Raw genomic sequence first — 12,805 nt, forward strand, 5'->3', positions numbered from 1 at the left:
AACATTTTTTAGTGTTGCTGCCACTCTGTGTGAAAAGTGCCAGGCATATCAATACGCTGATAAGTATGCGCACCAAAATAATCACGTTGTGCCTGTATCAGGTTAGTAGGCATACGGCCGGTACGGAATGCATCGAAATAAGACAATGCAGACATAAAGCCAGCAACAGGTACACCGGCAGCAGCAGCTTGTGCTACGACAGCGCGGGTGTTACTTTCTACTGACTGCACCAGGTAGGCTACGCCTTCATCCAACAGGATATTGCCCAGGTCAGCGTTTTTCTGGTAAGCTTGTGTAAATACTTCCAGCAGGGTAGAACGGATAATACATCCGCCTCTCCATACTTTCACTACTTCCGGTAATGGAATTTCCATCTTAAGATCGGCAGATGCTTCACGCAACATAGCCAATCCCTGCGCGTAGCTCAGGATGGTAGCGAAATACAAGGCGTCGTGCACCTGTTTGATCCACATGTCAGCAGGAACATGCAGGGTATTTTCCGGTGCTTTGTACAGTGCTTCCGCCTGCAAACGCTGCTCTTTATAAGCAGAGAGTGTGCGCATAGCTACCGCGGTATCAATTACCGGTACTGCTACGGGTAATTCCATCGCATCCTGTGAAGTCCATTTGCCGGTACCTTTGGAACCTGCTTTATCGGAAATCACATCTACCAGGCGTTGATCCGTTTTATCATCGTTCTGCAGGAAAATATCTGCGGTGATTTCTACGAGGAAAGATTGTAACGCGCCCTGGTTCCAGCTTTTGAACACTTCATGTAACTGATCATTATTGAGTCCTGCGCCTTTTTGCAGTAACGCATAGCTTTCACTGATCAATTGCATGATGGCATATTCGATACCATTGTGTACCATTTTTACGTAGTGGCCGGCGCCTTCTTTACCGAGGTAAGCAACGCAAGGTACATCCTTTACTTTGGCAGCAATGGCTTCCAGCATAGGTTTTACCTTGGCATATGCATCGAGGTCGCCCCCAGGCATGATACTGGGGCCTGTACGGGCACCCTGTTCACCACCGGAAACGCCCATACCCATAAAATGGATGCCTTTCGGACGAAGTTCCTGCACGCGGCGTAAAGTGTCTGTATAGTGGGAGTTACCACCATCTATTACTACGTCGCCCTGCTCCAGCAGCGGCAACAGAGAAGCAATCACGTCATCTACCGGTTGACCCGCCGGTACCAGCATCATCAGTTTGCGCGGACGCTCCAGCAATTGTACCATCGTAGCCAGTTCTGCTACGCCTTTAACAGTAGTACCGGGAGTAGCGGCTGATTCCAGTGCGCTGTTCTTGGCAGCGTCTTTATCAAAGCCGATAACGGAAAAGCCATGATCCGCCATATTCAGCAACAGGTTTCTACCCATTACGCCGAGGCCAATCATTCCAAAGTCATATAAGCTGTTTGCCATATATAGAGAAGTTACTTAAGGAGGTGTAAAAGTATGGAAGAATTACGAAATATTGCAGTCAGGGTATTTTTTGTGACGATTGTATCACAGAGGTCATGCCCATATAAAGCGCATGAGCCTTTGGATATCTCCAAAGGCTCACTGTTTATCATTATCTCCATGATATCAAAATGATGGATTATGCAGAGTTTCTACCTGCGTTGATAATACCGAATGAACAACGCATAATGAGTTTCTCGTACGTTTCCCTGCCATGGCCATTGTCCGGGTGTGAATCCAGTTCCCGGATACGGGTCAGCGCATATTGCTGCGTAGTTAGCAACGGCAGCACCACTCTTTCACGCATTTGTATAGACAATAAGTCAATCGGACTACCTCCCATCAATTCAGTTTCGTTTGTCAGCTGCAACAAATATTTGCGGGTCAATTCAAATTCAGCATAGATCATCTGCCATACTTCACCGTATTGCGGATGTTTGGCCAGGTAGGCTGTCAGCGGGAAATAGCTTTTCTTCATCGCCATTTCGCAGTTGTCCAGCAGTGTGCGGAAAAACAGTGAATGTTTATACAACGCCGTTACTTCTTCCCATTTACCTTGTTTATCCAGCTGTTCCAGCGCACTGCCCACACCATAATATCCGGGTACATTCTGTTTCAGCTGGCTCCAGGCGCCTACGTAAGGTACTGCTCTCAGGTCGTTGAGATTGAGTTTAGCAGAGGCATTACGTTTACTGGGACGGCTGCCGATATTGGCTTCTGCATAATAGCGCAGTGGGCTGGCATGATCCAGGTAGGCGAGGAAATGCGGGTGTGTTTTTAATTTATTGTAAGATTTATATCCTTCATCGGCCAGCAACTGCAGCAAATCTTCTTCTGATTTGGTGAGTGTAACATCGCGGGAAGAAAACAATTCATTACTGATGCCTGCGTGAATCAGTTGTTCCATGTTGAATTGCGCAGCATCAACGGTACCAAAGTTAGAGCTGATAGTTTGCCCCTGTATGGTTTGTTGAATTTCCTGGTTGGCAATATTTCTACCCATGGAAGCGTAGAACTGGTGCGTTTTTCCACCACCACGTGCCGGAGGACCTCCCCTGCCATCGAAAAACACCACGCTGATACCATATTCTTTAGAGATCTTGGTCAGCTCTTCTTTTGCCTTATAGATGCTCCAGTTGGCCATCAGGTAGCCGCCGTCTTTGGTGCCGTCGGAGAAGCCGAGCATAATGGTTTGCTTACACTGGCGGCGACGCAGGTGTTCGCGGTAGTCTTTATTTTCATACAGCAACTTCATCACCTGGCCTGCGTGACGCAGGTCATCGATGGTTTCGAAGAGCGGTACAATGTCTACGGTCATGTCTTCTTTCTTCCATCCACTCAGCAGGAACAGGCCATATACTTCCATCACATTGAGCACGCTGGTGCTGTGACTGATAATATAGCGGTTACATCCTTCTTCTCCATTGGCGGCCTGTATTTGTTTGATGCCGGCAATAGTTTGCAGGGTATCCTGGTGCAGGGAGTTTTCCAGCGTCATCGGATCAATGGCACCGGAGACGTTGAGCAATGCTGCAATTTTTTCCTCGTCAGGCAGGGAAGTATAGTTATCCGGCAGCGCCTTGGCCTGCGCTGCCACGGCCTCCAGTACGGCTTCGTGTACGGAGCTGTCCTGGCGGATATCGAGGGAGGCAAAGAACAATCCAAATACTTCCACTTTGCTGATCAGGTTATCTACCAGGTGAACGAACAGGCCGTTGTGATCGGCGAGGATCGTGCTACGTATATCCGACAACGTGGCCAGGATTTCTTTGCGGCTGATATCTGCTTTATGACCGGGAACGAAGAGATTGCGGGACAGCTTTTGTTCCAGGGCAGCCACCACATTTTCCACCCCTTTAAAGGTAAGGCGACGGCGCAGGTTACGTACTTCGCGGAAATAGCATTTCATCACGGAAGAACGCAGGGCTGCGGCCACTTCCAGGGTGGTTGGTGCATTTACGAAAGGATTGCCGTCGCGGTCGCCACCAGGCCAGAAGCCCATGCGGATAAGGGAATTATCGCTGCTGATAGCGCCGGGGAATTGTGCCCGGATAGACGACAGGATGCGGCCGGCAGACTGATAGAATATATTTTCCAGGAACCACACCAGGCTGATGGCTTCATCATACGGGGTAGGTTTCTCTTTTTTGAAAAAAGGTGTTTTACCCAGCTGTTGCAGGTACATATTTACCTGGCTGGTATTTTCATCGATCAGGGCTTTAGACAGGTCATTAATAATACCTAATACTTCGCCTGGATAAAACTGGGTAGGGTGTGCGGTGAGAACCAGCCGCACGGAAAAGTCTTTCAGCTTTTCCTTCAGTTGCTCCTGTGCCTGCTCCTGGATTACTTCCGATTGCAGGTGACGGAGGGTACCGGCCCCTTGCAGGTCGCGGATATTGCGGAATGCAGCATCTTCGAGTGCGTCAAATAATACGACTTGTCTTTCAGCGTATTGCACAAAGCGGAATAGCAGGTCTGTTCGCTGTTTCTCCTCTGTATAAGTGGTATACTGTTTAAAAAAGGAATCCATGATTTCCTGGGGGCTGTTGCCTTTGGCATAACCTTCCTCGCAATGCAGCAGGAAAAGCGACAGGAACACACCTGTCTTTTCCACGCGGTGGAAAGGTAATGAGGTGAAAAGGCTATTATACAGCTGGAACTTGGTACCAACGAGGTTCTTAAACTGTTGCAGCGAGTTATTTACCGGCGCTTCCATACTAATTATCCGTTTATAGTGCTAAAGAAGAAGACTAAGCGGCCGTTAAATTAATAATTATTGCGGTAATTTTTAAATTTTTTGATTTTTGTTTGACATACATACAGAAAGTTTGAATATTATCAAATAAAACAACTTAAAAAAACAATCCCGGCCACTTCATGTGTGCCGGGACTGGTATCAGGATTAGAATGCGCAGGTTAAATGGTAAGCCAAATGGATGCAGGCCGGATAAACAGGACAGACGAATTTGATGGGTGAAACAATTAATGATGGTTTGAGTTGACTATTGGCCCAGTACGAACCGGATAGGCAGGTTAAAGAATACAGCTACATTTTGTCCGTTCTGACGACCGGGTTTCCACTTCGGCATGTTGCTTACCACACGTTTGGCTTCTTCTTCAAGACCACCACCTTTTGCAGCGCCTACGGTTTTTACATCTGTGATGCTGCCATCGCGGTTCACAACAAACTGGATGAAAACGGTACCTTGAATATCATTTTCCTGTGCTACGTGGGGATATTTTATACTCTTATTGAGATATTTCCCCAATGCAACTTCTCCTCCGGGAAACTCCGGCATCATTTCTACAAAAGTAAGTGGGCCTGCATGATCGGCTGCTGGTGCGGCTTCCACTTGTATCACACCTGTACCGGGGCCTTTGGATAATTCTGCAGCAACGCCATCATCCGGGCCTTCTGCATTCTCTATACCAATGGCTTTGTTACCGATTTCATTCATCTTGGGAGGCAATGACTCTTCAGGCACTTCTCCTGCTACAATCTCTGGTTTCACAAAAGCAACAGTAGCTGCTACCGGTGGTGGCGCGCTCTGAACAGGCGGTGGTGGCGGAATTACCGGATCAGGATCTGGAATTTTAATGTCATCCAAGATGGCTACTGGTTTTACCAACACAGGCCGATGCACATTGTCCGCAGCCATTAATGTGTTGTTCAATACATAGCCGCCAATCATTACCAACACAATAGAAGCGGTACCTACTATGGCGTTACGAACACGTTTGTCGTAGCGGCTGCGGAGCTCATAAGCTCCGTAATCTTTATTCCTTCCGTCGAAGAGAATGTCGAGGAATTCATTCCCCGGGATCTTAGTTGAGTCCATGGTAATTTGTTTTTTAATTAGATGTGCGGCAGAAATATTTTCCATACGGTTATTGAAAATATTTTTTCCCGGAGATGGGGAGCGCTGTGAGGCTACAGGATAGCGCGATCGCGGATGCGGGTATATAATAATGATATAACCCTGGCGGTTATATAAAAATAGAAGTCCCGACGGTTGTCGGGACTTGCTGGCACTGGGGACCTTACCTGGAAACAAGTGGCTCCTTTTATTCAATCAGGCTTTCCGAAAAAGGTATAGTCGTACACGTTATATGTAGTCACCACTTCCGGATAATATCTTCATGTAATGGTTGGTAAGTGGCGATGAATGTGTTTACATGCTTCAGTTTTTCGGGGCAGTTACCAACAAATCCCACCAGAATTGTTTGAGGCAACGCCCCTTTGAACTGAAGTCGATCGTTTAATTTCATTGGATAGTAACAAGTCTTGTTTGGCTGCGCACACAAAACGTGTATGCGTCAACGTTATATTATATCTATTAATGGTTGGTAAAAATTAAATAGCATTGTTTTCATATTAAACTGAGTAAGGTAACAACGAAGGTGTTAGTTTTAAATGCCAGGAGGATGCGGGTAAGTATGTTGCGGATAATTTACCACCAATAAATTTTTGCAATATACTGTCCCCGCACGCCACACCAGGCATTCTATTTACAGCTTACAGAACGCAAGATCTTTCATCAACAACTGCAACACGCAGCCGTTTGTATGTAACGGGAACAGGTGATATTCTCCACGAATTGATGCGTGTGGGAACGCATTCCACTTGTCAGCGTGTGCCTTTTCATAGTGTATTTTTATTTACACGTTTTTTATAATGATGGCTGCAACACCTTGCTGGTGGATCAAAGGATGCCGGAAGCGTTTTGCCGATTGCTTCCCTTATCGTAGCAGACGATATTAGTCTACTGAATTGGTAGACAAATATAGGATGGGGTTTTATTAATTCCAAATTATTGAAAGACTTTTTTGTTATTTTTCTTTCACCGCAGGGGTGGCTGTGATGGAGACTACAACAAAAGCGTATTTTTGCGCCATGAAAGAGCATTTGAAAAATATTTTACTCATTGTGGCCGGTGCCCTCATCTTCGCAGTAGGCATCAACTACCTGGCTATCCCTAACAAATTATCTGAAGGGGGCGTAATTGGTATTACCATCGTGACTTATTACTACTGGGGGTGGTCACCCGGTATCACCAACCTGGTTATTAACGCCGTCCTTATTGTTACCGGCTATAAGCTGCTGGACAAACGAGGGATGCTGTATACCCTGCTGGGCATCTTCTTTTGCTCACTATTCCTCTACCTTACCGAAAAGCCCCTGATCCCGGTTACCAGTAACCCTTTGCTGGCAGCTATCTTCGCCGGATTACTGGTAGGTATCGGCATCGGGCTGGTATTCCTTTCCGGTGGTACTACCGGCGGTTCCGCCATTGTGGCCCGCCTGTTCAATAAATACCTGGGATGGAGCCTGGGCAACGCCATGCTCATTTTTGATATTGTAGTAATACTGGCATCTTCCTTTATCATTGGTATAGAAAAAACCATGTACACCTTTATTGCGGTATACATCGGCGCCAGAACGGTAGACTATATCGTAGATGGTTTGAACACCAAGCGTGCCATCACCATCATCACCAATCACACTGACGCCATCGCGAAGAAAATACTGGACGACATGAAACGCGGTGCTACCGTATTGCATGGACACGGTGCCTATACAAAATCTCCCAAAGAAGTGCTGTATGTGATCATCGGTAAACAGGAGCTGATGCGCCTGAAAGCTTTGGTACAGGAAACAGATCCTGAAGCTTTTTTCGTGATACACGAAGTACATGAAGTATTTGGCAGGGGCTTCTCCAAATAAAATTGCCGCTTTCGGACCGCGGCTATCGCGGTCCGAAAGCCTGCGTCCCTGTTAACGCCCGTATTAACTTTACCTCCGCTGCATTATACGGCGTTCCATCTTTCCGGAAAATATCATGGTACCAAAGTGCAGGCTCACTTCCATCCGTCACCGGCATACCCTGCGCATACATCGTATTGGTTTTACCAGCCACCAATCCCCAGCTATAGGCGCCAATATTTTCCTGCTGCAACAACGGCATAATATTATCGAAACGGCTTCCCAGGGTGCGCGCCATATATTCTGTACAAAGCAACGGACGATTAAATGGGCGCAACTGCTGAATATCCTGCCGGTGCATATCCGGCGGCAGATAGTTGTGATACGTAATGATGTCGGAATGTGCTACCCCATACTCACTCAGCTCCTCTAAATCCGGGTTCCAGACACCTACGGTTAAAGGCTGTGAAGGCTTTGCTGCCCGGCTCCAGCGAAACACGTCCTCCAGCAGGGACATACTTCTGTTGCCAGCTCCAAAGCTGCCTGGCTCATTATAAAGGTCCCAAAACACGACACGTGGATCTTTACCAAAGGTTTGGAGTATATCTTTTACATATCTCTCCAAAGTATCCTTCAACGCAGGATGATCAAAGATGGCGCTTCCGGGATCCTGCACCCAGCGCGAATTGTGCACACCTGGGATGGGTGGTGGCTGCGGACCTGCCGTATATACATTGTTCCAGCAGTCGTCGAAGAATACGAATGCAGTAGAGAGATGGTGGTGTGCAGCAATCCCCAGGTAAGTATCGATACGCCGTTTAAAGCCATGCGCATCTTCCACCCAGGGAACATGATGCAGGTATACCCGCATAGAATTGAGGCCAATCCCTTCGGCATATCCCAGTTCCCGATCGATAGTAGCAGAGTCGAAAGTAGCGGCCTGCCACATTTCCAGTTGGTTTACTGCGGTGCTGGGAATAAAATTACATCCGCGGAGCCAGCCTTTGCCGGCATACCATTGCTGTGCTTTTTCGATGGGCCAGGTATCAGCAGGAGCTTGTTTACAGGCAGTTACCAGGAGGGTTATCCCACATACTGCCATTAATTTGTTGAGCATAGGGGCAAGGATTAAGGGGTATCTAAAAATAATCAATTTTGAGATCTCCCGCAGGGATTTGTGATCCCCATATCTTTTTCTTCGACATTTCATATTTGGTTTTTGAATTTTAGATGTATATATTGTAGTCGCTCAACGCTCTTTTCATTCCTTACCGTCTTATCAACCATAATTAAAGGGAAATGACACAAAGCTCTCAACGCTTTTTACCGCTGGATGTATTCCGCGGCATGACCGTTTGTTTCATGATCATAGTGAACACAGGCGGTACAGGTGGAACATACTGGCCACTCGATCATGCCGCCTGGCATGGATGGACGCCCACCGACCTTGTATTTCCTTCGTTTCTTTTTGCTGTTGGCAATGCTATGAGCTTCAGCATGAGAAAATATGAACAACTGGGAAATTCAGCGGTGCTCGGAAAGATTTTCAAGCGCACCCTGATTATTTTCCTCCTGGGCTACCTGATGTACTGGTTCCCGTTTTTTGAACAAACCGATCATGGCATCGTGTTCAAACCATTTAGTGAAACCCGCGTACTGGGCGTATTACAACGTATCGCTCTTTGTTATGGTATAGCTTCGCTGTTAATCCATTACTGCTCTAAAAAAGTGGTATGGGGTGTCAGTGCCCTGTTTCTGCTGGGCTACTGGGCTATCCTATGGTATTGCGGTACACCGGGTGATCAATACAGCATGACCGGCAACGCCGGCATCTTCCTCGATAAAGCGATACTGGGCGAAGGCCATATGTACCACGGCGAAGGCATTGCGTTTGATCCGGAAGGTATACTCAGTACCATTCCCGCAGTAGTAAACGTAGTAGCCGGTTACTATGCTGGTTTATTTATACAGCAACAAGGCAGAACCAAACAAGGCCTCATGCGCATGGTGATGGTAGGTATTGTGCTTTTTGCACTGGCTTATGCCTGGAATACCGTATTCCCTATCAACAAAAAACTGTGGACCAGCTCTTATGTGCTGCTGACCATTAGCATAGACCTGTTCCTCTTATCACTGCTCATCTTTATCATTGATATCGCCGGATTTACCAAAGGCACCGGATTTTTTACCGTATTCGGAAAAAACCCACTATTCCTTTACCTGTTGTCGGAGATCCTGGCTATCATATTCTGGACCGCACATGTAGGAGGCGACTCTTTGTATAAGTGGATCAACGATACTATTTTTCAGCCGCTGTCGCCGGGCAAGTTCGGGTCACTGTTATTCTCGCTGGCATTCATGCTTACCTGCTGGCTGGTAGGATACATTTTGGATAAACGTAAAATTTACGTGCGGGTATAGGAAGAGCAGAAAGCGGAAAGCAGAAAGCAAAAAGCTATTAAAGCGAACCACCAAAGCGGATAAGTAATTTAAATACTCGCTTTGGTGGTTCGCTTTAATAGCTTTTTGCTTTCTGCTTTCCGCTTTCTGCTTTTTCCTATATTGTAACCAAAACAAATCCAATGGACCTCTCACTGAATGGAAAAACAGCCCTGGTATGTGGCAGCTCACAGGGAATAGGATTAGCTACAGCAGAAGAACTGGCATTATTGGGCGCCACCTGCATTTTGTTGGCCAGGAATGAAGATCGTCTGAAAAGCGTGCTCCCTGGCCTGAGTACAAACCAGGGACAACAACACCGGTATGTAGTGGCTGATTTTTCGGAAGTGGCGCAGGTAACTGCGGTGGCGACGGGTATTGCAGCACAGGGTCCTGTGCATATCCTGGTCAACAATACCGGCGGACCCGCTGCCGGCCCTATTTTATCTGCCGATGCTACTGCATTCACTGACGCGTTTTCGCAGCACCTGCTCTGTAACCAGGCATTGGCACAAGCCCTGGTGCCAGGCATGATCGCCGCAGGTTTTGGTCGCATTATCAATATTATTTCTACTTCTGTAAAAACGCCGCTTAAAAACCTGGGGGTATCTAATACTACCCGCTGGGCAGTAGCTGCATGGTCTAAAACGCTGGCTACAGAGCTGGCCCCACATGGTATTACGGTCAATAATGTATTGCCGGGATCAACCAGTACGGCGCGGTTGGAAGGCTTATTCCGCAGTAGTGCGGCTGCCAGGAATGTGTCGCCGGAAGTAGTGGCGGCCGAGTGGCTGAAAGAAATACCCATGCAGCGTTTCGGGGAAGCCCGGGAGATAGCTGCCCTGGCCGCTTTCCTCGCTTCGCCTGCCGCCGCTTATATTACCGGCACCAGCACTGCAGTAGATGGTGGGAAAACACCCGTGATGTAATTTGTTGTAACTAAAAAGCCGGTAGCACCCAACGGTACTACCGGCTAATTCAGATAGTTATCTCTCGTATAAATATTTCGTATACCCGTTACTGTTATCACAAACATGTATACCTGTTGTCATCCTCAGCAGGGATTAAAATTCACTACACGTACCAGTTTCCCGTTTTCGAAATACAACTGTACACTACTGTCGCTTTCCATACTATAGGAATCGCGGAGCGTGATCATATCTGTTTTCCCTTCATTTTCTGCCTGCAATGCGGCATTAGGGAAAAGTTTGCTCACCTCTTCCCAGGTAGTGTTTCCGGTGAGCGTTATTTTGCCCAGTTTGAGTTCATTGTCCGGAGAGAATACAAATTCCTCGCAGGCAACAGAATCTTTACAAAGCTCGAAGGTGGAACCTTTAATATAAAAATAGCTAAAGTCGTCGTCAAACTGTGATCCGCAGATATCTTCATTAGCAGTAGAAATAATGCTGTCTGCCGCTGCGATGCTGCTTTCCAGGCGCTGCCGGTTGGTAAACAACGGTACTTTGCCATTGATCAGTGCTTTCGAAAATTCAAACACTTCCACTTTATCCCAGGAAATGTTATGACGGCGGTGCGGCTCCTGCATAGAGTCATCTGCGGCAGTGAGGGGCTGAATGGTGGTAGCTGCGGCTGCTACTGCCAGCGTATCTGGTTCTTCCTGTTTTGGCTGATGGCAGGCAGCCAACGTAATTACTGTTAGCAATAAAACTATTCTATTCATGATCGTTACTTCTTCTCAGGCCAATAACGTTGGTAATTCATAGGCCGGTAAACTAAAACTATCCTTCTTAAACACATAATTAAAATAAATTATATTAATAGCCAAGTTATTTTTATGCAATCGTTTGCATTAATCGGCAAAGCGCATTATATTGTTAGTATAAAACCCACGTATTATTTATGAAAAAGCTACAATTCCTGTTATACCTGGGATTGGCCATCCCCCTCACCGGCCGTACCCAGGACAATTCCGCTGATCTGGCGGTAGTAAAAAAAGTAGCCGACTACGCCATTGCACATGCGGCCTTTCAATTCAAAGGAGACAACCAGCAAACCTGGAACACCAGTAAAGAAATTCCTGCCGGCACCAATGCGCTCATCTCCGACCACCTGAGCGAATGGCATTATCCAAACGGCGTACTCAACATTGCCATGGTGGACCTGGGCAACTACCTCAAAGATGATAAATACAACGCCTTCGCGCAAAGGCATGTAGCGTTTGCCTTCGACAACTACGCATACTTCGAAGCCCTCAGCAAAAAAGGTGTTAAGTATAAGAACTTCCCGTTTAATCAACTTATTAACACCCGGGTACTGGACGACTGCGGCGCCATGGGAGCCAGCCTGCTGGATGTATACAATACCGTAAAAAGAAACGATTACAGGGCTTATATCGACAAAGCGGCACATCATATCAGTAAGGTGCAGGAACGACTGCCAGACGGGACCCTATGCCGCCCCAATCCCTATAAATGGACCCTATGGGGAGATGATCTTTACATGAGCGTTCCCTTTCTCGCCCGGATGGGAAAGCTGACCAACAACAATAACTATTTTGATGATGCCGTAGCACAGGTGCAACATTTCACATACTATCTCTGGGATCCCCGTACAGAACTATATGTTCACTATTATTACCAGGATCTGCAAAAACAGGGCGTAGCTCACTGGGGACGCGCCAACGGCTGGATCATGCTCGCCAAAGTACAACTGCTGAACTTTCTGCCCGCCAACCATCCTGGCAGACAAAAAGTAATCGACGATCTCACACAACAAATTCTCGGCGTAGCAAAGTACCAGGGCGCTAATGGCCTGTTTCACCAGGTATTGGATCGCACCGACTCGTATACAGAAACATCCTGCACCGCCATGTTTGTTTACTCCATTGCCAGAGCCGTTAATGAAGGCTGGCTCGACAAACGTTATATCACCATTGCCGAACGCGGATGGGAAGGACTGGTAAAGGAAAAAATACAGGAAGATGGACAACTGAAAGATGTATGCATTGGCACCAATACTTCTGCCGATCTTTCTTTCTATTACAATCGTCCCACGGAGTTAAACGACTTTCACGGCATAGGACCCGTTATAGAAGCAGGTCTGGAGATTATACGGTATAGAGCAAAGAAGTAATCGGTAGAGCCGAAAGCATAAAGCATAAAGCTATTGAAGCGATTGATAAAAGCAAATGAGTAATTCAATACTCGCTTTTATCAATCGCTTCAATAGCTTT

General features: G+C 46.9%; 9 protein-coding genes. 4 read left to right on the forward strand and 5 right to left on the reverse strand.

Going from position 1 to position 12,805, the window contains the following annotated elements; genetic code table 11:
- Window positions 1-8 precede the first annotated feature (8 nt).
- The 3 genes from gndA to J7623_RS05500 all read right to left on the reverse strand — a co-directional run bounded on the left by gndA (window position 9) and on the right by J7623_RS05500 (window position 5,308).
- On the reverse strand, window positions 9-1,427 hold the full coding sequence (gene gndA / locus J7623_RS05490) for an NADP-dependent phosphogluconate dehydrogenase (protein ID WP_291918155.1): 1,419 nt from the start codon (window positions 1,425-1,427) through the stop codon (window positions 9-11).
- A 178-nt stretch (window positions 1,428-1,605) separates the two neighbouring features.
- Complete coding sequence (locus J7623_RS05495; protein ID WP_291918157.1) at window positions 1,606-4,185, reverse strand: phosphoenolpyruvate carboxylase; 2,580 nt, start codon at window positions 4,183-4,185, stop codon at window positions 1,606-1,608.
- A 286-nt stretch (window positions 4,186-4,471) separates the two neighbouring features.
- Window positions 4,472-5,308, reverse strand: coding sequence for an energy transducer TonB (locus J7623_RS05500; protein WP_291918160.1), 837 nt, complete (start codon window positions 5,306-5,308; stop codon window positions 4,472-4,474).
- 1,055 nt (window positions 5,309-6,363) lie between these two features.
- On the opposite strand from J7623_RS05500, the gene J7623_RS05505 reads away from it, so the two are divergent.
- A complete protein-coding gene (locus tag J7623_RS05505; protein WP_291918163.1) occupies window positions 6,364-7,194 on the forward strand; it encodes a YitT family protein in 831 nt (276 codons plus the stop codon).
- Window positions 7,195-7,216: 22 nt separating this feature from the next.
- On the opposite strand, the gene J7623_RS05510 is transcribed toward J7623_RS05505, so the two are convergent.
- Complete coding sequence (locus J7623_RS05510) at window positions 7,217-8,290, reverse strand: cellulase family glycosylhydrolase (protein ID WP_291918165.1); 1,074 nt, start codon at window positions 8,288-8,290, stop codon at window positions 7,217-7,219.
- 182 nt (window positions 8,291-8,472) lie between these two features.
- Here J7623_RS05510 and J7623_RS05515 point away from each other — a divergent pair, with 182 nt between their 5' ends.
- Together J7623_RS05515 and J7623_RS05520 are read left to right on the forward strand one after the other, a co-directional pair.
- A complete protein-coding gene (locus tag J7623_RS05515) occupies window positions 8,473-9,594 on the forward strand; it encodes a DUF5009 domain-containing protein (RefSeq protein ID WP_291918168.1) in 1,122 nt (373 codons plus the stop codon).
- Window positions 9,595-9,755: 161 nt separating this feature from the next.
- A complete protein-coding gene (locus tag J7623_RS05520) occupies window positions 9,756-10,541 on the forward strand; it encodes an SDR family oxidoreductase (protein ID WP_291918170.1) in 786 nt (261 codons plus the stop codon).
- A 125-nt stretch (window positions 10,542-10,666) separates the two neighbouring features.
- Here the strand turns inward: J7623_RS05520 and J7623_RS05525 are convergent, their stop codons facing one another.
- Window positions 10,667-11,293, reverse strand: a complete 627-nt coding sequence (locus J7623_RS05525; protein ID WP_291918172.1) for a hypothetical protein — start codon at window positions 11,291-11,293, stop codon at window positions 10,667-10,669.
- A gap of 179 nt (window positions 11,294-11,472) precedes the next feature.
- On the opposite strand from J7623_RS05525, the gene J7623_RS05530 reads away from it, so the two are divergent.
- Window positions 11,473-12,705, forward strand: a complete 1,233-nt coding sequence (locus tag J7623_RS05530; protein WP_291918174.1) for a glycoside hydrolase family 88 protein — start codon at window positions 11,473-11,475, stop codon at window positions 12,703-12,705.
- The last annotated feature ends 100 nt before the right edge of the window (window positions 12,706-12,805 follow it).

The organism is Chitinophaga sp., assembly GCF_017745275.1.
GTDB lineage: Bacteria > Bacteroidota > Bacteroidia > Chitinophagales > Chitinophagaceae > Chitinophaga.

Coding starts and splice junctions, on each gene's coding strand:
- gndA (WP_291918155.1), bottom strand. CDS start 1,427: ATGGCAAACAGCTTATATGACTTTGGAATGATTGGCCTCGGCGTAATG.
- J7623_RS05495 (WP_291918157.1), bottom strand. CDS start 4,185: ATGGAAGCGCCGGTAAATAACTCGCTGCAACAGTTTAAGAACCTCGTT.
- J7623_RS05500 (WP_291918160.1), bottom strand. CDS start 5,308: ATGGACTCAACTAAGATCCCGGGGAATGAATTCCTCGACATTCTCTTC.
- J7623_RS05505 (WP_291918163.1), top strand. CDS start 6,364: ATGAAAGAGCATTTGAAAAATATTTTACTCATTGTGGCCGGTGCCCTC.
- J7623_RS05510 (WP_291918165.1), bottom strand. CDS start 8,290: ATGCTCAACAAATTAATGGCAGTATGTGGGATAACCCTCCTGGTAACT.
- J7623_RS05515 (WP_291918168.1), top strand. CDS start 8,473: ATGACACAAAGCTCTCAACGCTTTTTACCGCTGGATGTATTCCGCGGC.
- J7623_RS05520 (WP_291918170.1), top strand. CDS start 9,756: ATGGACCTCTCACTGAATGGAAAAACAGCCCTGGTATGTGGCAGCTCA.
- J7623_RS05525 (WP_291918172.1), bottom strand. CDS start 11,293: ATGAATAGAATAGTTTTATTGCTAACAGTAATTACGTTGGCTGCCTGC.
- J7623_RS05530 (WP_291918174.1), top strand. CDS start 11,473: ATGAAAAAGCTACAATTCCTGTTATACCTGGGATTGGCCATCCCCCTC.